Source organism: Geobacillus sp. C56-T3, assembly GCF_000092445.1.
Lineage (GTDB): Bacteria > Bacillota > Bacilli > Bacillales > Anoxybacillaceae > Geobacillus > Geobacillus thermoleovorans.
This window is the reverse complement of the sequence record NC_014206.1, coordinates 1,259,485-1,281,018: the sequence shown is the minus strand read 5'-3', so window position 1 is coordinate 1,281,018 and position 21,534 is coordinate 1,259,485. Positions and strand designations below refer to the sequence as shown.

Sequence of the window (21,534 nt, the reverse complement as noted above, 5' to 3'; positions counted from 1 at the left end):
TCTAGTTTACCGAAAAACCGGATGCTCGCCAACAGAGCATCCGGTTGTTTTCCATTATGTTCCGGCGTACGAGTGCAATCCCGCAATGACGAGGTTGACCGCCACTAAGTTAAACATAATAATGGCAAAGCCGATGACGGCGAGCCATGCCGACTTTTCACCATGCCAGCCTTTTGACAAACGAAGGTGCAAAAAGGCAGCGTAAAACAGCCAAGTGATCAGCGCCCATACTTCTTTCGGGTCCCAGCCCCAAAAACGCGTCCAGGCGATTTGCGCCCAAATCATCGCGAAAATGAGCGCCCCGAGCGTAAACACCGGAAAGCCGATCGCCACCGCCCGATAGCTGATCTCATCGGTCAAATCCAAGTTAACGTTCTTCACGAGCGGCTTGAGTGCGGCGGCAACGCGCTTGCGCAAGAGAAGCCGAAGCATGATGTACAGCGCCGTTCCGGCTATGAGCGACCAGATGACCGTATTGAGCTTTCTTGCATTGATGATCGCCGGCATCTCAACAAGCGGCTCCATGCGGCCGGCGCTTTCTTTCATAAGCTCCCCTTTGTGCGGCCCAACGAGCGCCGGCATATCGTAGATGACCTCAACCGTCTGCTTGTTTTTGTCGACCCACGTGAACTTCGCTTCATACCCAGAAAGACCGAACGCTGTCGAAACGATGACAAAGCCGAGCGTAGTAATTAAGCAAAACATGACCACTTCGAGCCAAAACGTCCGTTTCGACGGCTTCGATTGATCGACGACGCGAATCAAATAGATGAGCCCAGCGACAAAGCTGATGGCCAAAATCGCTTCACCAGCCGCCGCCGTCGTCACATGGATGTGCAGCCAATCGCTTTGCAAGGCGGGAATGAGCGGCGAAATTTCCCGCGGAAACATGCTTGCGTAAGCAATCACAAGCAACGCGACCGGCAGCGCAAACAAACCGAGCACACTCAGCCGGTAAATGAAATAAATAATAATGAAAGCAGCAACCAGCATCATGCCGAAAAAGGTCGTAAACTCGAACAAGTTGCTCACCGGAGCATGCCCGGCGGCGATCCAGCGCGTCACAAAATAGCCGACTTGGGCGAGAAAGCCGATGATCGTCACGGAGATGCCAAGCTGCGACCAACGATCCTTCTCTTGCCGTTCTTTTCGCTTGTCGCGAATGGCGCCGCCAAAAAAGAACGTGCCGATTAAATATAGAACGAACGCGATATATAGCAACGTGCTGCTAAGCTGTACCATGTCCATGGACTTGTCCCCCTTGTCCGGCTTTTTTGTCGTTTTCGAGCTGATCAGCCGGCATCATGACGCCGGTGCCGTCAAGCAAACGGCGCAGCTCGTTTTTCAAGCCGAACCAGTTTTTATTCGTGTGCGCGGCGATCCATAGCTCTCCGTTTACCCGCTGCACCCAAATGCGGCGGTGGTTCCAATACATCCCTTGGATGAGCCCGATCATGAAAATCGCGCCGCCTACCCCTAAAATCCAAAGCGTAAAGTCGCGGCGGACGGTCAAACCGGAGACATTGCGGGTTTGAAGCCCCGCGAACGCCATTTTGTATTTGTTGTTGCCAAACGGTTCGATCGTCTGCTGGATGGCGACAAAGCTTACTTCCCCTTTCGGACGGTCCGGCGCGTACATTTTGAACACGAACGCCGGATTGTTCGGCACGCGCGACTTCGTTGACGGATTGCCGTCTTCATCAAACTCAAAATCAGGAAAATAGCTTAATAGCTCAACGCGATACCCATGTCCGAGATTGTACGACTCTTTCGGATCATACAAGTCGACCGTCACCGTGCCGAACGTTTTCCCCGACTGCTTGTCCGCCAACTGAAATGACATCGCTTTCGGCTCATTCAAGCGGAAATCGACTTGGTAGAGCGCATAATGGTCGAACTCCAGCGGCTCGTTGACGCGAATCGGATACTCCTTCACTTTTTCAAGCTTCGGCTTGGCGCCGGGGATCACAGGACCGACGCGCTTATACAACACGACGTTTGTTTGATAGTTTTTGGCGATCATCCCGTTGCCGACGCGGTCGATGGCAGCGTTGAACACTTCGTTGTCTTTGCCTTTCTCATATGTTTCAAAAATAAATTTTTCACTCTTTAAAAAGTAGCGGCCGTTCGTCCCAGGAATTTCTTTCGTCTCCCCTTCCGGAATCCACATCACCCGATCGATGTACATGCCAGGAACGGAACGAAGCATCGCCCCGATCAAGAAAATGATGAGGCCGATATGATTGACGTACGGCCCCCAGCGGGAAAAACGCCCTTTTTCAGCGAGCAAATGCCCGTCTTCCTCGCGGACATGGTAGCGCCGCGCAACCAGCCGTTCTTTCAACACAGCCATCGTCTTGTCGAGATCGCTCACATGCGAGACGCCAAACAACCGCTGCCGCTCTAAAAAGCGCGGATGGCGCTTCACCCCTTGCCGCTTCAAGGCGCGGTAAAGCGGAACGACCCGGTCCAAGCTGCAAATGACAAGCGAAACGCCGATTAAGGCGATGAGCAAAATGTACCACCATGAGCCGTACAAGTTGTTAAAGCCGAGCTCATAATACAGCTTCCCTGCCCAGCCGTACTGCTGCTTATAATACTCCGCCGGATCGACGTTCGGCGGAATATACATTTGCTGAGGGAAAATCGTGCCGATCGCCGAAGCGATGAGCGTGATGACGATGAGCGCCACCCCGACTTTGACCGACGAGAAAAACGCCCAAATTTGGTCGATCATCGTTTTTTTGTACGTTTGCGATCGGCGCGCGCTTCCTTCGTAGCGCATGTCCAAAATCAGTTTTTCTCCCAAATCGGCAAGCGGCTTGCCGCACGACTCACAAAACGCCGTGCCGTGCGGATTGACATGGCCGCATTCGCATTTGACGTGTTCCATGGCGCAAAACTCCTTACGGTTTGATGCTTTCTAGATGCCGTTCGATGTCTTCTTTCGTCATCGTTCCGGTAATGATTTGTTTTACTTCGCCGTTTTTGTCAATCAAAAACGTTGTCGGCAGCGGCCCGACGTTATAGGCGTTCAATACTTGATCTTGACGGTCGATCACAATCGGAAATGTCAGGCCGAACCGTTCCGCGAATTTTTCAACGCTCAACTTCGGTTCACCGACATTGACAGCCAAAATTTCAACCCCTTGTTTTTTGTAAATCGGGTACAGCTCGTTCATATACGGCATCTCCCGCTCGCACGGCTTGCACCACGTTCCCCAAAAGTTCAAAAAAACGCCTTTGCCGCGATAGTCTGAAAGACGATGTTCATGCCCTTTCAAATCGGTCAGCACAAAATCAGGCGCCGTCGAACCAACAGCGACAGCCGTTTTCTCCGTGAAAAAATTCGTGTAAATCGTATAGCCGATCGCCGCGAGCAACACGAGCAAAATCGCTGTCCTCATCACTAAGCGCTGTTGTTTTTTCATCGTTCAAACCCCTTTACGTTTCTCCTCCCCCACAGCCAACGCTAGAGGGGGAGGCAAGCGGTTCACAATCTCCCATTTTCCATTATAGCAAAGTCCCTCGCTCGTTTATGCGCAAGGATATGAACGTTATGTGACAATCTTCGTCATTTTCTTCCCCCGGATTGGGCAAGGACGCGCAGCAACTTCACCTCATGCGGCGTCAGCTCGCGGTATTCGCCGGGGCGCAGCCCTTTCAAATCGAGAAACGCGTACCGCTCCCGCTTCAGCTTCAGCACCTCGCAGCCGATCGCCTCAAACATGCGGCGCACTTGCCGGTTTCGTCCTTCGTGGATACGGATTTCCACAATGGCTGTCCCCTTCTTCCGGTCGGCGGAGAGCAGCTTCACTTTGGCTGGCGCCGTCATGCCATCTTCCAACTGCACTCCTTGTTCGAGCCGTTTCAGCTGCTCGTGTGTTGGAATGCCTTTCACTTTGGCAATGTACACTTTTTCAATTTCATACCGCGGGTGCATAAGCAGGTTGGCAAAGTCGCCGTCATTCGTCAACAAAAGCAGTCCAGACGTATCGTAGTCAAGCCGCCCGATCGGATAAATGCGTTTGTCCAGATCTTTGAAAAAATCGGTCACCACTTTGCGGCCTCTGTCATCTTTGACGCTGGAAATCACCCCGCGCGGCTTGTACAGCAAATAATACACCGGCTCTTCGCGCTCGATCGGGATGCCGTCGACTTCGACATCATCGCGCGGCCCGACCTTGACGCCAAGCTCCTTGACGACGCGGCCGTTCACTTTCACCCGCCCTTGCAAAATGAGTTCTTCCGCCTTGCGCCTTGACGCGATGCCGGCGCGGGCGATCACTTTTTGCAACCGTTCCATTCTCTCTCACCTCTTTCATCATCTTACCCTTTCCGTCTAACAGATACAAGTGCGGCACTTTTATTTTTCACCTTTCCCGTTCCCTTTGCAAACAAAAAACCCGCCGGACGGCGGGAACGAAAAAAGGCGCCGCTAGCGCCCGAATACAAACAAAACGATGAAAACAGAAACAATAAAGCTGAGAATATCGGCCAAAATGCCGACTTTTAACGCATCGCCCATTTTTTTGACGCCGACGGCGCCAAAATAGACGGTGAGCACGTAAAGCGTCGTCTCCGTACTGCCTTGGATCGTAGAAGCAAGGCGCCCGATGAACGAATCCGGGCCGTAAGTAGCGATCAAATCGGTCGTCATGCCGAGCGCCGCCGTGCCGGAAAGCGTGCGGAGAGCCGCAAGCGGAACGACTTCGGCCGGCAGTCCAATGGCATCAGCCAGCGGTTTGATCACTTCCATCATGGCATCAAGCGCCCCTGAGGCTCGGAAAATGGCGACCGACACCAACATGCCGACCAAATACGGGATGAGCGAAAACGCGATCTCGATCCCTTCCTTGCCGCCTTCCACAAACGCTTCGTACGTCGGCACTTTCTTTGCTGTACCGTAAAGCAAAATAAAAGCGATGAGCGCAGGGATCATCCAAACAGAAAGAAGTTGGACGATGGCCATTATGGATTCCTGCCTTTCCGCATCCGTTTCCAATAATAGTACCGGTCAATCAATACCGCCCCAATCGTCGAAATCGTCGAGGCGACGATCGTCGTCCCAATGATCTCGCTCGGCGCCGCTGAACCGTACGTCATTCGGATCGAGATGACGGTCGCCGGAATGAGCGTAATGCCTGATGTGTTCATGGCCAAAAATGTCACCATCGACCGGCTAGCCTCGTCGCGGCCGCCGTTGAGCTTTTTTAGCTGCTCCATCGCCTTTATGCCCATCGGCGTCGCCGCATTGCCAAGGCCGAACATGTTGGCGACCATATTCGAGACGATATAGCCGAGCGCGGGATGGCCGGGCGGCACCTCTGGAAACAAGCGGCGTACGAGCGGCATAAACAGGCGCGCCGCTTTGTCAAGCAAGCCGGCGCGTTCAGCGATCGCCATCAGCCCGAGCCAAAACACTAAAATGCTGACCATGCCGATGCTGATCGTCACCGCTTCTTTGGCGCTTTCAAACACCGCTTTGTTCACTTCGTCCATCGTGCCGTTGGCCGCCGCAAAGACGATGCCAATGACCGCCATCATCACCCAAATGAGGTTAACCATCGCTTCTCACACCTAAAAAGCGAAATGCTTGCCATAAAAACCCTCGGCCGCTTCCTTCCTTTCCCGGTTCATACAGCAGCGGCACCGAATCAACCGCCTTTTGATGCAAATAAAGCACCGCCTTTCCGACCTCTGTCGGCGCCCGTTCTGGGTATTTTTCCCACCCCTTGCGCGGCTTCAGCAAATACACTTTCACCCGCAGCCCGCTCTCCTCTTTATCGGTCACCGGATATCGCAAATCGCGGACCGCCTGCAGCCGCCCGCGGTAAAACGGATCAGAAATTTTGTCGACCACCCGCTCGCTGCTCACTTTGGCGATGTGATAATGAGAAAATCCATATTCGTACATCGCGATATGATCATTCCAATCGTCCGGTGCATCCAACGTCACAGCGATCAAATCGACGCCGCCTTTGGACGCCGTCGTCACGAGCGTGCGATGGGCCCGTTTCGTATAGCCGGTTTTGCCGCCGGTGCAATATTCGTAAAGACTTGTCAACAACTTGTTTTTATTTCGCCACACACGCGCGCCGTCTTCGCCGGGCGGAGCGGGGGCGCGGTACACCTTCGTCCCCGAGATGCGCCGAAACTCTTTGTTTTTCATCGCATATTGCATGAGCATCGCCATATCGTACGCGGTTGAGTAGTGGTTTTCCGCGTCATCCAACCCGTGCGGATTGGCAAACTCGGTATCACGCATCCCGATTTCAGCCGCTTTTTGGTTCATTAAAAAAACAAATCCTTCGACGCTGCCGCCGACATGTTCAGCGATGGCCACCGCCGCGTCGTTGCCGGAACGAAGCATCAGCCCATATACCAAATCGCGCAGTTTGATTTTCTCCCCTTGGCGCAAGTAAATTGACGACCCTTCGGTCCGGACAGCGCGGGCGCTGACCGTCACCGTGTCGTCCATCTTCCCCGATTCAATCGCCAAAATGGCGGTCATAATTTTCGTAATGCTGGCGATGCGCCGTTTTGTATAGGCATCCTTGGCAAACAAAACCCGCCCGGAATGCTGCTCTATCAAAATCGCGCTTTTTGCGCTCACCCCATCCATAGCGCGCATCCGCTCTGGAACAAATGCCATAATCCCCGCAGCGAGTGCAAGAATGAGCGCAATGAGCCGCTTCTGCTTATTCATCTCATATCGGCGAGGATCCCCCTCCTTTAAGGAGCGGGGAGGAATCGCCTGTTCCTCCTTTCCGATTAGGCTGAACGGGCCGCAGCCGAAGAAACATCGCGGCGGAAACAGGCTGAACCCCAAAGCCGCGTTTTGTACAAGTGTATGCGTCGATGGGACAAATATGATGAAAAAATGCCGTTGCAAGGGGAGACAGCCCTGAACGATCCGCTCCGGCGCTTGCGCTGGGCGCATTGATGACATTTCCCTGCAAAGAGAAAGCCGCTCCCCGAAAAGACGGACAGGTGTCCTGATGGATCGCAGCGCCTGCTCTCCCAAAAAAAACGGGCAGGGGGTTCCCCCCCGCCCGTTTAAAACGGCTGCCAACGAAGCTTCCGCGCCTCATGAAAGCGCTCTTCAACGTTGCGCCAGTTGACGACGTTCCACCAATGTTCGATGTACGCCGCCCGATCATTTTTGTATTGCAAATAGTAGGCATGCTCCCACACATCAAGCACAAGAAGCGGGATCACATCCCATTGCGCCATGAGCTGGTGTTTTTCCGCCTGCAAAATTTCCAGCCGGTGCGCTCGCGGCGCCCAAACGAGCAGCGCCCAGCCGACCCCTTCGGCGCTTTTCGCCGCTTCGGTGAAATGACGGCGAAAGGCGGCAAAGCTGCCAAAATCGCGCTCGATTTGCGCCCGCAGCTCCCCGCGCGGCTCGCCGCCGCCCTCTGGATGCATGTTGTACCAAAAGATAGTGTGCAAATAATGCCCGGAGCCGTGGAACGCCGCTTCCCGCTCCCAATGTTTCAACAGATCAAAATTGTTCGTCCGGCGCGCCTCGGCCATCATCCGCTCCGCCTGATTGAGACCGTCGACATAGCTTTGATGATGCTTCGTATGGTGGAGGCGCATGATTTCTTCGGAAATATGCGGCTCGAGCGCATCATAACGGTACGGCAACGGCGGCAAGACATGACGGCCGGGCGCTGCTTGTTGACGCGGCTCACCGCCGTCGTCCGCATCCACCCAGCGTCGCTTTCCATCGGTCACGTTGTCCGCTTGACCCGGCTCGCCGTCAGCTATATCAGGCAGCGAGTCGGAGAGCTCCGCCATAAAAGCCGGCTCTTTTGCGTCCTCAACCCGCTCTGCCGTCCCGCTGGTGTCAAGCCATCCGTCTTCGTTCTCTTTGTTTTCACTCTCCAGTTCAGGCGACACCGATTCCCCTTCGACTTGTTCTTGCGTCGCCTCTTCTTCCCGCTCGGCAGCTGACGAATCAGCCAGGCGGACGGCCCGAGTGTATACGTCATCGACAAGACGCTGGAGCTCGTAAATCGCTTCTTCGGTCCATTCATCGCCGTGTCCATCGATGTACGCCAACAAAGACGAAAGCCCAACATCCTCAGCCATCCTGCGTGCAGACAGCGCCTGTTCAACTTGTCTTCCCCACGCAGCCGCTTCCATGACATACTGGCGAAGCGCACCGACATACACGTCATCGGCAAGGCGCTGAAGCTCGCGGACGGCCTCTTCCGTCCACTCGCCGTCATGCTCGGCAATAAACTCGAGCAGCGACGAAGCGCCATCCGTGCTTGCCCCACGCAAAGCGAGCGTCTCCTTGACTTGATTTCCCCATTCGTTCACCCTAGCCGCATATTGGGCGAACAACACCTGATCGTCCATTTGGTAAAAACCTCCTCCTGTTTTGTTCGCCATATCGTATGCTGTCATGGGGAAATCGTTCTTGTCCGCATTCACCCAAATTCCCGGCCGCTCATACATAGAGGAGCGAGGGCAGTCATCATAGGAAAAGACAGCAAGGAAGAACAGAATCGCCGCAATGCTTCCCTGCGGCGGGTCTGCAAATGAGCCATAGATAAACCGCTCAAAAAAAATCGGGCTGACCCAAAACATATTCGCGTTTTGGGTCAGCCCCCCTTTTTTCTGAAAAAGGCAGGCTACTTTGGCAAACCGCCGGCTGCACCAAACGGTTTCCTTGTCCGGACGCACAGAAAACGCGGCGCCAACCGCATTTTCTCGTTACGCCGACCGTTCAGGCAAGCGGCACTCGCCGGTTTCCGCCCATTCGCTGACAAGCGCCTGCAACGTTTTGGCGTCTACCTCGGCAAAATAACGGCGCAATTCCTCTTCATCGTGAATATAGACGCGCTTTCGCTGCCGATACGCCGGATTTTTCCATAAACAGACAAGAGCAATAATGTCGCGCAAATGAATGTCGCGCCCGTTAGCCGTAAACAGTGGATCGCTTTCATACGGCAGCCAATCAAGCAGCGCCGCCTCAAAATGGCGCAAATACAACACAGACAGCGTCCGCTCTTCGCCCCCGTCGCGGTACGTGACTTCCGAGCGGTTGAAATAGTCTTCAAACGTGTTCGATTGCGACTTTTGCAGCTCTTCACCGTACAGGCGGCAAACGTTCATGAGCGCTCTCCTTCCCGATCAGCCATTTTTCTTTAGTTTACCATATTCCGGCTGCCCATCGCTCAAATTTTCTGCTAATTTTTCGAAAAATAAATCCGCTTCCCGCTCGGATTCGCCATCGTCCGCCCATTCCGGCAGCGGCGGCAGCTCCTCGAGCGTTTTTAGCCCGAAATAATCGAGAAATTCCGGGGTTGTCCCGTACAAAATCGGCCGCCCGGTTCCTTCGGCTCGTCCAACCTCTTTAATGAGCGCCCGTGCCATCAGCGTCTGCAATGGCTTGTCGCTTTTTACGCCGCGAATTTCCTCAATCTCCGCGCGTGTAATCGGTTGGCGGTATGCGATAATGGCGAGCGTCTCAAGCGCCGCCTGCGACAGCGGCGATGCTCCCGGCGCTTCGACCAACTTCTTTAAATAGGGGGCGTGTTCTTTTTTTGTCGCCAACAAAAACACGCCGCCAAGTTCGACAAGCTGGATGCCGCGCTCTTCCCGTCGGCAGTCTTGTTGAAGCTCCTCGATCACCGCTTTCGCCTCTAGCTCGCTGACTTCCAACACAGCGGCAATTTGTGAAAGCGACAGCCCTTCGTCACCGGCAGCAAACAACAGCGCTTCGACAATCGCCTTCGCCGGCTTGAGCGCGCCGGCGCCCTTTTTTTCTCTTTCGTTTTGTTCCATCGCCCTTCTGCCACGCCAAACTCGTTGGCGCCCCTCCTCCTTTCCTCCTGTTTTCGTCGTTTCCCAAGTCTTCTCACCCCAATGTGAGTCAACTCTCCGCCTTATCATGGCATGGGCAAACAAACAACAAAAGAAAAGCGGCCCGCCGCAGCGAACCGCCGCGGCCAAACCGCACCGCCTCAACCGGCTGGTTTCACCGCAAGAAACAAATCGCTGAAATTCCGTTCTTGCTCAACGATGATTTCGTCTTGCTTCATCAACTCTAAAATGGCCAAAAACGTCACGACGATATACGAACGATCGTAGGACGGAAACAGCTCGTAAAAGTTTTTCCGCCCGTTCGCCTGCTTTAGTTCGTGCAAAATTTCCGCCATGCGCTGTTCGACGGAAATATCTTGGCGGGAGATTTTCGCCCGCATCGGTTTTTGCAGTTTTTTGCGGCGCAACAGCTTCGACAAGGCGCCAAGCATATCGTATACGTTCACATCCAGCGGCGCCGCCTTTTTCTCATCCGCGTATGCGCTTAAGTCGCTCGGCGGCTTTGTAAACAAAAGCGCCCGCTCCTCTTCGCGCCGCTTCAGTTCGCGCGCCGCCTCTTTAAACTTTTTATATTCAAGCAGCCGCTGCGTCAGCTCCTCGCGCGGGTCCCCGTCATCGCCCCACTCGATGTCGCCGTCGACAGCTTCCTCATTGGAGGGCGGCAACAGCATTTTGCTTTTGATCGCAAGCAAGGTGGCCGCCATCACTAAATATTCGCTGGCGATATCCAACTCAAGCTCCTGCATGGCGTGAATGTACGCCATATACTGCTCCGTAATTTGCGCGACCGGAATATCGTAAATATCAATTTCATAGCGGTTGATCAAATGCAAAAGCAGATCAAGCGGCCCTTCAAATGCTTCGATTTTGACGTTGTACGGCAATTGCACATCCATCCCACCATTTTTTCCAGAACCACCGCCCGGTAGGCTCGTCTCCAGCTGCAGTACATTTATTGTATCATAACGAAGCGGCGAAGCGAACGGAAAACAGTCTCTTTTTTGCGCCGCAGGCCGCCGAAGCCGTATAATCGAAGAAGAGCCGTCCGCCTTCACATGGCGCGGCCCACTTTTGAAAGGAACGATGGCCGATGTATCCAAAAGCGTATATCGAGTATTTGGTCCATTTCCATAGCGACCGCGATTATTTTGAATGCCACGAAATTTTGGAGGAACATTGGAAACAAGACGGTCGAAACAAAGGTTGGCTTGTGCTCATTCAAATGGCGGTCGCTTTTTACCATTACCGGCGCGGCAACGTCTTGGGAGCGCTGCGCCTCATTCGACGGGCGCGGGCGCTGCTTGACGAAGCGCAAGAGATGATCCGGCGGCTCGGCCTCGATGACGAGGCGCTCGCCCGCTTGCTCGACGAGACGGCTGGGCGGATCACTCGCGGCGAACCGTACGAAAGCGTCGAACTGCCGATTCGCGACCGTTCCCTTTATGAGCAATGCCAGGCCGCCTGCGCCCGCCGGCAGCTCGTTTGGGGGCAAGCCAGCGACCTAGCCAACCTTGATCTTGTGGATAAACACCGGCGCCGCGACCGCTCGGACGTCATCGCCGCACGCGAACAAAAAAAACGGGCCAAAGCGGAAGGAGTTGGCTTCCCTCCCCCTCCGCCGCCCGCCTGAGCGCGGCGCCGCGCTAGTTTCGTTATTCGTTGCACGCATGGCATTTATCGAAAAACGAGGCGGTCCACTCGTTGGCGCACAATCGGCGGCCCGGGTACACCTCTTTCAATGCCTTGACCATCTGTTTTCCGATCCCTTGGTGGCGGTGTGACGGATTGACGCTGATGTGCTGGATTTCCACAACATCAGGAGCGCGCAACAGGACGCCGATAATGCCGACGATGTCATCCCCTTCTTTCCATAAAAACAGCTGCCAATCGTTGTTTGTTTCATACTGTTTCATCGTCTGCTGCAGCCGTTTCAGGTCTTTTTCCGTCGGCATAAACGACAACAGTCCCATGGCGATTTTCTCATAGTTTTTTCGGTAACGGATTAACATAAAAATCCCTCATTATCGACAAACGCTTTTCCGAAATGGAAAAGTTTTTGTCATTTTCTCTATACGTATTATAAACATTCTCACCGATATTGTGAACCATTTCATGCCTTTTTACGCAAATTACGCAAGCGTCCGCAAGACGTTCGCCATTTCGATCGCCGACACCGCCGCTTCCCATCCTTTATTGCCCGCTTTCGTGCCGGCCCGCTCGATCGCCTGTTCAATGGTGTCCGTCGTCAACACGCCGAAAATGACCGGAACACCGCTTGCAAGCGCCGCGTGGGAGACGCCTTTGGCCGCCTCGCTGCAGACGTAGTCAAAATGGCTCGTTGCCCCACGGATGACGGCGCCAAGCGTAATGACAGCGTCAAACTGCTTCGATTCCGCCATTTTTTTCGCCACAAGCGGGATTTCAAACGCACCCGGCACCCAGGCGACAGTGATGTCGCTGTCGCTCACGCCATGGCGCGTCAAGCCGTCGATCGCCCCAGATAAAAGCTTGCCCGTGATGAATTCGTTAAAACGAGAGACGACGATGCCGATTTTCAATCCGGTGCCGACTAAGTTTCCTTCAATGATGCGCATGTTCGTTGCTCCTCCCATCATTAAAAATGAAGCATATGTCCTAATTTTTCATGTTTCGTGCGCAAATATTTTTCATTTTCCTTTTTCGCTGGCATCTGAATGGGCACCCGTTCAACGACTTCGAGTCCATGCCCTTTTAAGCCGGCGATTTTGCGCGGGTTGTTCGTGAGCAGGCGCATTTTCGTCACGCCAAGATCTTTCAAAATTTGCGCCCCGATGCCATAATCGCGCAAATCGGCGGGGAAGCCCAGTTTTTCGTTCGCTTCGACCGTATCATAACCTTGCTCCTGCAACTTGTAAGCGCGCAACTTGTTCATAAGGCCGATGCCGCGCCCTTCTTGGCGCATGTAAAGCAACACCCCGCGCCCTTCCGCCTCGATTTGCCTGAGCGCCGCATGCAGCTGCGGACCGCAGTCGCACCGGTACGAGCCAAACACATCGCCAGTTAAGCATTCGGAATGGACGCGCACCAAGATCGGCTCATCCGGGATGATCTCTCCTTTGACAAGCGCCACATGCTCTTTTCCGTCGAGCACGTTTGTGTAGCCGATGGCGCGAAATTCGCCGAATTCGGTCGGCAGCCAAACGTCCACCTCCCGTTTCACGAGCTTTTCCCGCTGGCTCCGATAGGCGATCAAATCTTTGATCGTGATCATTTTCAATCTGAACTGATCGGCGATTTGCCGCAAATCAGGAACGCGAGCCATCGTCCCGTCCTCTTTAATGATTTCGCAAATGACGCCGGCCGGCTTCGCGCCGCACAAACGGGCCAAATCAACCGCCGCTTCTGTATGGCCGGCGCGCCGAAGAACGCCCCCCTTTTTCGAAATCAACGGAAAAACGTGGCCAGGACGTTTAAAATCGCTCGCTTTCACATTCGGATCAAGCAGCGCCTGAATCGTCGCCGCCCGCTCGTAGGCGCTGATTCCCGTCGTTGTCGTTTTGTAGTCGACACTCACCGTAAACGCTGTGCCATGCGCGTCCGTGTTATGAGTGACCATCGGCTCAAGCTCGAGCCGCTCCGCCAATTCCTCCGTAATCGGCACGCAGACGAGCCCGCGGCCATGAGTGATCATAAAGTTAATGACATCCGGCGTAGCTTTTTCGGCCAGCACGACAAAATCGCCTTCATTTTCGCGGTCTTCGTCATCGCAAACGATGATCACTTCTCCGTTTTTCAGCGCCGAAAGCGCTGCTTCAATCGTGTCAAACATCAAGCTTGCCCCCTTTTCCACTATTTATAGCCGTGCTGCTCCAAAAATTCGACCGTCAATTTGGAGGTCGGCGTCGCTTTCGCGTTGAGGAAAGCGGCGACGTACTTGCCGATCATGTCGCACTCGATATTGACGAGATCGCCCGGCCGCTTTTCGCCTAAAATCGTCGCCTCACGCGTATGCGGAATGAGTGAAACGATGAACGTGCGCTCGCTCAGACCGAAAATCGTCAAGCTCGTCCCATCGACAGCGACCGATCCTTTCTCAATCATATAGGCGCGCAGCGAGGCCGGCACTTCGATTTCATAGTAGACGGCGTTCGCTTTCGGCCACTGCCGGATGATGCGCCCGACGCCGTCCACATGCCCGGTGACGAAATGGCCGCCAAACCGTCCCCCAGCCGCCATTGCCCGCTCCAAATTCACCTTCGATCCCGGCTTTAATGTTTTTAGCGCCGTCGCTTTCACCGTCTCCGGCATGACATCGATCGTAAACTGCCGTTCGGTGAACGATGTGACGGTCAAGCAGACGCCGTTGACGGCGATGCTGTCGCCAAGCCGCACATCTTCGAGCACCCGCTTGGCGCCAATCGTCATCACGATGGCGTCGCCGGTTTGCTTCATTTGTTCGATCGTGCCGATCTCTTCAATAATGCCAGTGAACACAACGATTCCTCCTTCCGTTTCGGCGCGGCGACGATTTTGATGTCCGGGCCGATCGTCTCGATGCGGCGGATGTCAAGCTCCACCGCTTCAGCAAGCCGGGCGAAGCCAAGGCCGCCGACCGGCGTCGGCGCCCCGCGGCCGCCGATCAGCTTCGGAGCGATATAGGCGATGACCTCATTGACTGCTCCCGCGCGGAGGAAGCTGTCATGAACGCGCGAGCCGCCTTCGACAAACAGCGACATGACTCCCTGCTCCCCAAGCAGACGGAGCACATCGCGGACATCGATCTGGGCCGTCGGCATTGAAAATACGCGCACCCCAAGGCGCTCATACGCCGCCGCTTGTTCCCGACTGACGCCGCCGGTGATGATCCACGTTTCTGCTTCCTTGTCAGCGACGACATGGGCGTCAAGCGGTGTACGCAATTTTGTATCCAAAATGATGCGCAGCGGATTTTTCCGCTTTTCCCCAAAGCGGACGGTAAGCTTCGGGTTGTCGGTCAAAACGGTGTTGACGCCGACCAAAATGGCGTCATGTTGCGCACGAAGGCGATGGACATCCTCACGCGCCGCGCTTGATGTAATCCATTTGCTTTCCCCCGTCGCCGTCGCGATTTTGCCATCGAGGCTGCATGCGAACTTCAACGTGACAAACGGCGTTTTTGCGGCGATATAGTGGAAAAACATCCGATTCAATTCGTCCGCTTCGTCTTTTAATACGCCAACATCAACGTCAATGCCCGCTTGGCGCAGCTTGGCAATCCCTTTTCCCGCGACAAGCGGATTCGGGTCGGTCGTGGCAACGACGACGCGACGGACGCCCGCCTGGATGAGCAAATCGGCACATGGCGGCGTTTTTCCATAATGGCTGCACGGCTCAAGCGTCACGTACACCGTCGCACCGCGCGCCTTCTCGCCAGCCATGCGGATCGCATAGACTTCCGCGTGCGGCTCACCCGCTTTCAAATGGGCGCCAAGCCCAACAACCGTCCCACCGTTGACAACGACCGCGCCAACTGCAGGATTGGGAGACGTTTGCCCGACTCCAGCTTTGGCCACATCGAGAGCGAGCCGCATATAATGTTCATCGTTATGCACCGCACTCCCTCCTTCAATAAAAATGAAACCCCCGGGATGTCCCCGGGGGCTCATCGATGAGAGAATGACCAATGATGCGCAAACAAACACATGTTCGCCAAGCAGGCTATACCGGCCGGTCGGAAACAAAAGATACTACCATGCCTAGTCGGCCGACAGACGCTGCCCACGCGGTCTGAACCGGCCGAAAACAGCCGTGCGCATATTGGCATCCTTCTCCCATCCAGACTATACTGTCGGCTCCGGAATCGCACCGGATCCTGCCTTTCGGCTCGCGGGCTGAGGGGCGGAAAGCCCCATCACCGCCGGTCGGGAATTTCACCCTGCCCCGAAGGATGCATCACTATATCGTTATGTTCATTATACCACACGAAACGCCCTGCATCATCATTCCGCAACCCAAATCCAATACGCCGCTCCCCACAACAGGCTGGCCGCAAGCAAAAAGAAAAACAAGCGCCAGTTGTTTCGAACAGTCCGATCATCCTCGCTCATGCGCTGTTTACGGTTCGTCAAATACTTTCACTTCCTTCATCACGTCGCCGTTTTTCATCGTCTTCACGACGTCCATGCCCGATGTCACTTGGCCAAAGACGGTGTGCACCCCATCCAAGTGCGGCTGCGGCTCGTGGACGATAAAGAACTGGCAGCTGCCGGTGTCGCGGCCGCGGTGCGCCATTGACATCGCGCGGGTGACATGTCGGTGTGGATTGTTGTCCGTCTCGCACGGGATCGTATAGCCGGCATCGCCCGTTCCGTTGCCGCGTGGACATCCTCCTTGGCTGACAAATCCAGGGATGACGCGGTGGAACGTCAACCCGTTATAAAAGCCTTCGTTTGCGAGCTTCTCAAAATTGGCCACCGTCACCGGCGCCTCGTTTGGGAACAGTTCAAACTCGATTTTCCCGCCGTTTTCCATTAGAATATATCCTTTTTTTGCCACAAGCATCCAGCTCCTTTTCGACATCGAAACTGCTTTTATCATACCATGATGGCCAAGTGAAACAAAAGAAAAAATGTCTTTTCAAATTCGCACGCCGCCTGACCGCGTCGCGTTTTTCCGATAGCCAAGCAGGCGAGCGTACGGTATAATGGTAATGCATTTTCGTAAACAGGAGGCGAGCTATGTGAAACGAACGATCGCTTCATCGCTGCTTTGGGCGGTGCTGCTGGCATCTCCGGGCATCGCAGCGGCCGATGCCGCGCCGGGCGATGTCATTGTGACGCTCGGGGAAAACTTAACGAATGAACAAAAGCAAAAAGTGCTCGACGAAATGAAGGCGCCGGACGGGGCGCAAACGATCACCGTTTCAAACGTTGAGGAGCATAAATATTTGGACGGACTCATTCCGAAAGCGCAAATCGGCACGCGCGCCATCTCGTCGTCGATGATCACGATAAAAGAGCCCGGCTCGGGGCTTCATGTCGAAACGCACAACATCACATGGGTGACGAAAGAGATGTATACAAACGCCTTGATCACCGCAGGGGTGAAAGATGCCGATATTTACATCACCGCTCCGTTCCCGGTTTCCGGCACCGCAGCGCTGACGGGGCTGATGAAGGCGTATGAAATTTCCTCGGACCAAGCCATCCCTGATGATGTCAAAAAAGTGGCGAACGAGGAAATGGTGCAGACGGCGAAGCTCGCCGATTCGATCGGCGCGGACAAAGCGGTCGCCCTGCTGGCGAAAATCAAACAAGAAATCGCCAACAACCCACCGCAGACGGACGCTGATTTGCGCGCCCTTATTGAAAAAATCGCCAACGACCTTGGCATTACGCTGAGCGAGAATGAAATCAACAACCTGATTTCCCTTTTCCATAAAATGCAAAACGCCCATATTAATTGGGATCAAGTGAACGATCAGCTGGGCAAGGCGAAAGAACAGCTATCGGCGTTTTTGCAGTCAGAAGAAGGGAAAACGTTCATTCAAAATCTGATCGACATCTTCAAAGAAATTTGGAACGCGATCAAATCAGCATTTTCCTCAAATCAACAATGAAAGAAGGCGCCCCAAAAAAGGCAGCGGGCGCCTTTTTTTTGTGAAGGCCGTTCTCTTCCCAACCGGCGGCCTTCACTTTTTCACTTTCGTTTTCAAAGGCAAATCATATTGGATCAAATCTTCATATGTCTCCCGTTTCACAACGAGCTGGGCGTCGCCGTTTTCAACGAACACAACGGCTGGGCGCGGCAGACGGTTGTAATTGTTCGCCATGGAATAGCCGTAAGCGCCGGTGCAAAAAACGGCCAAATAATCGCCCGGCTTCGCTTCCGGCAGGGCGATGTCCCAAATGAGCATGTCGCCTGACTCGCAACACTTCCCGGCGATCGATACGACTTCCGTCGGCTCGCCGAACACCCGGTTGGCGAGCGCGGCTTCGTATTTCGCTCCGTAAAGCGCCGGACGGATGTTGTCGCTCATGCCGCCGTCAACGGCAATATAGGTGCGGACGTTGGGCACCTCTTTGCGCGAACCGATCGTATAAATCGTCGTTCCGGCATCACCCACGAGCGACCGGCCCGGCTCGATCCAAATTTCCGGCAACGGCAAGCGGCAAGCTTCGGCCTGCCTTTTCACCTCTTCCACGATGCAGTCGACGTACGCTGTCACCGGAATCGGGTCGTCTTCCTCCGTATAGCGGATGCCAAAGCCTCCGCCAAGATTGACAACCGCTGGGACAAATCCGTGCGCCTTGTTCCACTCCGCCAGCTTGGCAAACACTTTTTGCGCCGCGAGCACAAACCCAGCTGTTTCAAAAATTTGCGAGCCGATATGGCAATGAACGCCGAGCAGCTGAAACGCGGCCGATGCCATGACACGGCGAAACGCCTCGTCCGCCTGACCGTTGTTTAAGTCAAAGCCGAACTTTGAATCTTCTTGCCCGGTTAAAATGTAATCGTGCGTATGCGCCTCGACCCCCGGCGTCACGCGGAGCAAAACCGGCACCGTCCGACCGGATGACTCCGCCAGCTCTTCGATCAGCTCGAGTTCGTAAAAGTTGTCGGCAACGATGCAGCCGATGCCGTGTTCAAGCGCCATCGCCAATTCGTCCCGGCTTTTGTTGTTGCCATGAAAATGGATGCGCTCAGGCGGAAAACCGGCCGCAAGCGCCGTATACAGCTCACCGCCTGAGACGACGTCAAGCGACAATCCCTCCTCAGCGGCCAGCTGCACGATGGCGACGGCGGAAAACGCCTTGCTCGCATACGCGACTTGCGCCCGCACGCCGTGGCGCTGGAACGCTTCTTTAAACGCGCGCGCCCGAGCGCGGATCAACGCAACGTCATAAATATAAAGCGGCGTGCCATACGTTTTGGCCAACTCGACCACATCGACGCCGCCGATTTCCAAATGCCCTTGTTCATTCACGCGGCTTGTCCCGTGAAGAAACATCGCAAACCCCTCATTCCTCTATCGAAATCGCATGGCAAAAGCAAAAAAGACAGTTTGCAAAATCGGCAACTGCCTTTACAAAATGGAAAACCGCAAAGCGCCATCGGCTCTGCCTTGAAACGGAAGGCCGCACACCCCGCGCTGGGCCATGCCCATTCCGCCCGTGCAAACGTGCGAAGCACTGAGGCAAGCACCATCAGTGCAAGCAATTAAATATAACTTATCATAATTATAAAAAAGTTGCAATAGCGCTAAAACGAAAAAAGCGGCCGCCAATAGGTGGAAACGGCCGCTTCCAAATGGATCGTTCGCGTCATGACGGCTGTTTTTGCCGGTCTTGCGGGTGAACGATGCTCGGGCGCACTCTCGCTCCGGCAACCGAACGGCGGACGACAATTTGCATAAATGCCGCTGGATCGAACGGGATGAACGGCCATAAGTACGGCGTATTAAGCGAGCGGATGCTGGCGAGCCAAAGCAAATAAACGGTCGTGCCAATGACGAGCCCGGGCACTTTAAACAAGGCGACAAGAATGACCAATGCCAATCGAGAAATCTTATTCGCCACGCTCAACTCATAGCTTGGCGTCGCAAAGGAACCGATCGCCGCCACCGAAATGTACAAGATCACTTCCGGCACAAACAGCCCGACATCGATGGCGATTTGTCCGATCAAGACGGCGGCAATCAAACCCATCGCGGTTGATAGCGGCGTCGGGGTATGAATGGCTGCCATCCGCAAAAACTCAATCCCAAAATCAGCGAGCAAAATTTGCACAATGATCGGGATGTTCGTTTGTTTGTTCGGCCCAATAAACGCCCATGATTCGGGCAGCAACGACGGTTCAAGGACGAACAGCACCCACAGCGGCAGCAAAAACAACGACGTCAAAATGCCTAAAAACCGCACCCAGCGCACAAACGTCCCGACCCCTGGCGACTGCCGGTATTCCTCGGCATGCTGGACGTGGTGAAAAAATGTTGTCGGCGTGATGATGACGCTTGGCGATGTATCAACCATAATGAGCACGTGCCCTTCAAGCAGGTGCGTCGCTGCTACATCTGGCCTCTCGGTGTAACGGACGAGCGGGTACGGGTTGTATCCTTGCTTGACTAAAAACTCTTCGACTGTTTTGTCGCCCATCGTCAGTCCATCGACGTTGATTTGCTGCAACTCTTTCTTGACGAGTTCAACAAGCCCCGGGTCAGCGACGTCTTGAATATAGGCGATGCATACGTCCGTTTTTGACCGCTCGCCGACTTGCAAAATTTCAAAGCGCAGCCGCTCGTCGCGGATGCGGCGGCGGGTGAGCGCCGTGTTGACAATGATGTTCTCGACATAGCCGTCGCGGGCGCCGCGCACAACTTTTTCCGTATCCGGCTCTTGCGGCTGCCGACCCGGATAGCTGCGGACGTCGACAGCAAATCCGGTCGATTCGCCTTCAATCAAGACGATGATCAAGCCCGACAGCAGCTTGTCAACCGCTTCGTCGAGGCTCGTCACCGGACTGACTTGCTGATGAACGAGTCGATTTTCGATGATCTGCCACGCTTGGGACGCCTGGCGTTCATCATCGTTGACGCGCACAATTTGTTTTAACAATTCGATAATGTATTGCGTGTCGCATAAACCGTTGCAGTAGTAAATATGTACTTCCCGGTTTAGGACATAGATTTTCCGCACGCCTAAATCAAAGCTTGTCCCGACGCCGATCCGCTGTTGCAAAAACTTCGCGTTGTCAACGAGCCGCTTCGCGATCGGCGCTTTCGGTTTCTTTTCTTTTTCCGGCATGGCCACCACTCCTTTCGAGAATCAACTCGACCGCCTTGCGCGTAATCGGCGCTCCGTATTTCGCATGGTCTCGGTATCCCATTTTGCCGATGTCGCCGATGCCGACGATGAGCGGAATGTTCAGCCGGTCAAGGCAGTAGACGGTATCGCCATTGATCCGCCCGATCTCGAGGTCCCGGAAGCCTTCTTTATCGACCCCATATTCGGTCATCACGCCGTCACGGTCGATGCTCACATGCACTTTTGTCCATTCATGCTGGTGCGTATTGGAGGCAACCGCCAGCGCCCCGAGCACTTGGATTTGCTCATGCGTCGCCACATAGCGAAGCGCCTGCTCTCCGGCCCCCTCCCCGAGGGCGCCGCAATCGTCAAACATGACAAACACTGGATCGTGCGGCGTTTGCAAAATGAGTTCGACCAACTGTTCACCGCTCAGTTTCGTCGGATTGCCTTGCGAGCGGGAAATGCAACGGCCGCCGATCTCGGCGGCAACCCGCTCAATCGCCCGGCAGGCGAACTCGTCCCCATCCGTTACTAAAATGACTCGTCGTTTTTCCATCATCTCTACCCTTTCGGTTTGCAAGTGAGCGCCGCGGCAAAAGAGCCAGCCACGATAAAAGCGAACAAGGCGCCGGCAAATCGGAACACCGCTGCTCCGGTTTCGACAAATCCCTCCGGCCGCGGTTCTGCCATGGCTCCTTTCGCCAACCAATACCCAAATCCGCATAGCGGCATCGTCGCCCCGGCGCCAGCCCAAGCGACGAATGGATCATAGACGCCGCCAAAGCCAAGGAGTACGCCAAAGACGACAAGCGAACCGGCGACGCCAGCCGGCGTCCATTTGCCGCGGTCGATGATGAGCTGAACGATGGCGCACAGCAGCCCGCCGGCGAGAAAGGCACGGACGTATTCCATATCACATTCCCTCCTG

The 21,534-nt window shown here is 54.7% G+C and carries 24 protein-coding genes and 1 riboswitch; of the genes, 2 read left to right on the top strand and 22 right to left on the bottom strand.

Going from position 1 to position 21,534, the window contains the following annotated elements:
- Nucleotides 1-54: 54 nt before the first annotated feature.
- From ccsB to GC56T3_RS06455, 11 genes are all read right to left on the bottom strand, one after another.
- Nucleotides 55-1,242 (bottom strand): c-type cytochrome biogenesis protein CcsB, encoded by a 1,188-nt coding sequence (gene ccsB / locus GC56T3_RS06505; protein ID WP_011231762.1) that lies wholly within the window; start codon nucleotides 1,240-1,242, stop codon nucleotides 55-57.
- Nucleotides 1,229-2,893, bottom strand: a complete 1,665-nt coding sequence (locus GC56T3_RS06500; RefSeq protein ID WP_013144848.1) for a cytochrome c biogenesis protein ResB — start codon at nucleotides 2,891-2,893, stop codon at nucleotides 1,229-1,231. The genes ccsB and GC56T3_RS06500 overlap by 14 nt, the downstream gene beginning before the upstream one ends.
- A gap of 13 nt (nucleotides 2,894-2,906) precedes the next feature.
- A complete protein-coding gene (resA, locus tag GC56T3_RS06495) occupies nucleotides 2,907-3,431 on the bottom strand; it encodes a thiol-disulfide oxidoreductase ResA (protein WP_011231764.1) in 525 nt (174 codons plus the stop codon).
- 143 nt (nucleotides 3,432-3,574) lie between these two features.
- Complete coding sequence (locus GC56T3_RS06490; protein WP_011231765.1) at nucleotides 3,575-4,306, bottom strand: pseudouridine synthase; 732 nt, start codon at nucleotides 4,304-4,306, stop codon at nucleotides 3,575-3,577.
- A gap of 132 nt (nucleotides 4,307-4,438) precedes the next feature.
- Nucleotides 4,439-4,972, bottom strand: a complete 534-nt coding sequence (locus tag GC56T3_RS06485; protein ID WP_013144847.1) for a spore maturation protein — start codon at nucleotides 4,970-4,972, stop codon at nucleotides 4,439-4,441.
- Nucleotides 4,972-5,568, bottom strand: a complete 597-nt coding sequence (locus GC56T3_RS06480; protein WP_013144846.1) for a nucleoside recognition domain-containing protein — start codon at nucleotides 5,566-5,568, stop codon at nucleotides 4,972-4,974. The genes GC56T3_RS06485 and GC56T3_RS06480 overlap by 1 nt, the downstream gene beginning before the upstream one ends.
- Nucleotides 5,561-6,709 (bottom strand): D-alanyl-D-alanine carboxypeptidase family protein, encoded by a 1,149-nt coding sequence (locus tag GC56T3_RS06475; protein ID WP_041468731.1) that lies wholly within the window; start codon nucleotides 6,707-6,709, stop codon nucleotides 5,561-5,563. Before GC56T3_RS06475 ends, GC56T3_RS06480 begins: the two co-directional genes overlap by 8 nt.
- Nucleotides 6,710-7,059: 350 nt before the next feature.
- Nucleotides 7,060-8,373, bottom strand: a complete 1,314-nt coding sequence (locus tag GC56T3_RS06470) for a superoxide dismutase (protein ID WP_013144844.1) — start codon at nucleotides 8,371-8,373, stop codon at nucleotides 7,060-7,062.
- Nucleotides 8,374-8,730: 357 nt separating this feature from the next.
- Entirely contained in the window at nucleotides 8,731-9,132 is a 402-nt protein-coding gene (locus tag GC56T3_RS06465; RefSeq protein WP_012820697.1) for a hypothetical protein, read from the bottom strand.
- A gap of 18 nt (nucleotides 9,133-9,150) precedes the next feature.
- A complete protein-coding gene (gene scpB, locus GC56T3_RS06460; RefSeq protein WP_033005253.1) occupies nucleotides 9,151-9,804 on the bottom strand; it encodes an SMC-Scp complex subunit ScpB in 654 nt (217 codons plus the stop codon).
- 179 nt (nucleotides 9,805-9,983) lie between these two features.
- Nucleotides 9,984-10,739 (bottom strand): segregation/condensation protein A, encoded by a 756-nt coding sequence (locus GC56T3_RS06455; RefSeq protein WP_033005256.1) that lies wholly within the window; start codon nucleotides 10,737-10,739, stop codon nucleotides 9,984-9,986.
- 194 nt (nucleotides 10,740-10,933) lie between these two features.
- On the opposite strand from GC56T3_RS06455, the gene GC56T3_RS06450 reads away from it, so the two are divergent.
- Nucleotides 10,934-11,473 carry a DUF309 domain-containing protein gene (locus GC56T3_RS06450; protein ID WP_012820694.1) on the top strand — a complete coding sequence of 180 codons (540 nt, stop codon included), beginning with the start codon at nucleotides 10,934-10,936 and terminating at the stop codon, nucleotides 11,471-11,473.
- A 22-nt stretch (nucleotides 11,474-11,495) separates the two neighbouring features.
- On the opposite strand, the gene GC56T3_RS06445 is transcribed toward GC56T3_RS06450, so the two are convergent.
- From GC56T3_RS06445 to GC56T3_RS06420, 7 genes are all read right to left on the bottom strand, one after another.
- On the bottom strand, nucleotides 11,496-11,852 hold the full coding sequence (locus GC56T3_RS06445; protein ID WP_013144843.1) for a GNAT family N-acetyltransferase: 357 nt from the start codon (nucleotides 11,850-11,852) through the stop codon (nucleotides 11,496-11,498).
- 120 nt (nucleotides 11,853-11,972) lie between these two features.
- Complete coding sequence (gene ribE, locus GC56T3_RS06440; RefSeq protein WP_011231776.1) at nucleotides 11,973-12,437, bottom strand: 6,7-dimethyl-8-ribityllumazine synthase; 465 nt, start codon at nucleotides 12,435-12,437, stop codon at nucleotides 11,973-11,975.
- 20 nt (nucleotides 12,438-12,457) lie between these two features.
- Nucleotides 12,458-13,651 (bottom strand): bifunctional 3,4-dihydroxy-2-butanone-4-phosphate synthase/GTP cyclohydrolase II, encoded by a 1,194-nt coding sequence (locus GC56T3_RS06435; RefSeq protein ID WP_013144842.1) that lies wholly within the window; start codon nucleotides 13,649-13,651, stop codon nucleotides 12,458-12,460.
- Nucleotides 13,652-13,671: 20 nt separating this feature from the next.
- Complete coding sequence (gene ribE / locus GC56T3_RS06430; protein ID WP_013144841.1) at nucleotides 13,672-14,316, bottom strand: riboflavin synthase; 645 nt, start codon at nucleotides 14,314-14,316, stop codon at nucleotides 13,672-13,674.
- Entirely contained in the window at nucleotides 14,271-15,413 is a 1,143-nt protein-coding gene (ribD, locus tag GC56T3_RS06425; protein ID WP_013144840.1) for a bifunctional diaminohydroxyphosphoribosylaminopyrimidine deaminase/5-amino-6-(5-phosphoribosylamino)uracil reductase RibD, read from the bottom strand. Before ribD ends, ribE (GC56T3_RS06430) begins: the two co-directional genes overlap by 46 nt.
- Nucleotides 15,414-15,620: 207 nt before the next feature.
- A riboswitch (FMN riboswitch) is annotated at nucleotides 15,621-15,753 on the bottom strand.
- Nucleotides 15,754-15,800: 47 nt separating this feature from the next.
- A complete protein-coding gene (locus GC56T3_RS20135) occupies nucleotides 15,801-15,929 on the bottom strand; it encodes a hypothetical protein (RefSeq protein ID WP_014196248.1) in 129 nt (42 codons plus the stop codon).
- Nucleotides 15,916-16,356, bottom strand: a complete 441-nt coding sequence (locus GC56T3_RS06420) for a peptidylprolyl isomerase (RefSeq protein WP_013144839.1) — start codon at nucleotides 16,354-16,356, stop codon at nucleotides 15,916-15,918. The genes GC56T3_RS20135 and GC56T3_RS06420 overlap by 14 nt, the downstream gene beginning before the upstream one ends.
- A gap of 184 nt (nucleotides 16,357-16,540) precedes the next feature.
- Here GC56T3_RS06420 and GC56T3_RS06415 point away from each other — a divergent pair, with 184 nt between their 5' ends.
- A complete protein-coding gene (locus GC56T3_RS06415; RefSeq protein WP_013144838.1) occupies nucleotides 16,541-17,419 on the top strand; it encodes a DUF1002 domain-containing protein in 879 nt (292 codons plus the stop codon).
- Nucleotides 17,420-17,491: 72 nt separating this feature from the next.
- Here GC56T3_RS06415 and lysA read toward each other — a convergent pair whose 3' ends face one another.
- The 4 genes from lysA to GC56T3_RS06395 all read right to left on the bottom strand — a co-directional run bounded on the left by lysA (nucleotide 17,492) and on the right by GC56T3_RS06395 (nucleotide 21,518).
- Nucleotides 17,492-18,811, bottom strand: coding sequence for a diaminopimelate decarboxylase (lysA, locus tag GC56T3_RS06410; protein ID WP_013144837.1), 1,320 nt, complete (start codon nucleotides 18,809-18,811; stop codon nucleotides 17,492-17,494).
- A 313-nt stretch (nucleotides 18,812-19,124) separates the two neighbouring features.
- Nucleotides 19,125-20,603, bottom strand: coding sequence for a spore germination protein (locus GC56T3_RS06405; RefSeq protein WP_012820686.1), 1,479 nt, complete (start codon nucleotides 20,601-20,603; stop codon nucleotides 19,125-19,127).
- Entirely contained in the window at nucleotides 20,551-21,162 is a 612-nt protein-coding gene (locus GC56T3_RS06400) for a stage V sporulation protein AE (RefSeq protein ID WP_041468729.1), read from the bottom strand. The genes GC56T3_RS06405 and GC56T3_RS06400 overlap by 53 nt, the downstream gene beginning before the upstream one ends.
- A 5-nt stretch (nucleotides 21,163-21,167) precedes the next feature.
- A complete protein-coding gene (locus GC56T3_RS06395; RefSeq protein ID WP_012820684.1) occupies nucleotides 21,168-21,518 on the bottom strand; it encodes a SpoVA/SpoVAEb family sporulation membrane protein in 351 nt (116 codons plus the stop codon).
- Nucleotides 21,519-21,534: the final 16 nt, after the last annotated feature.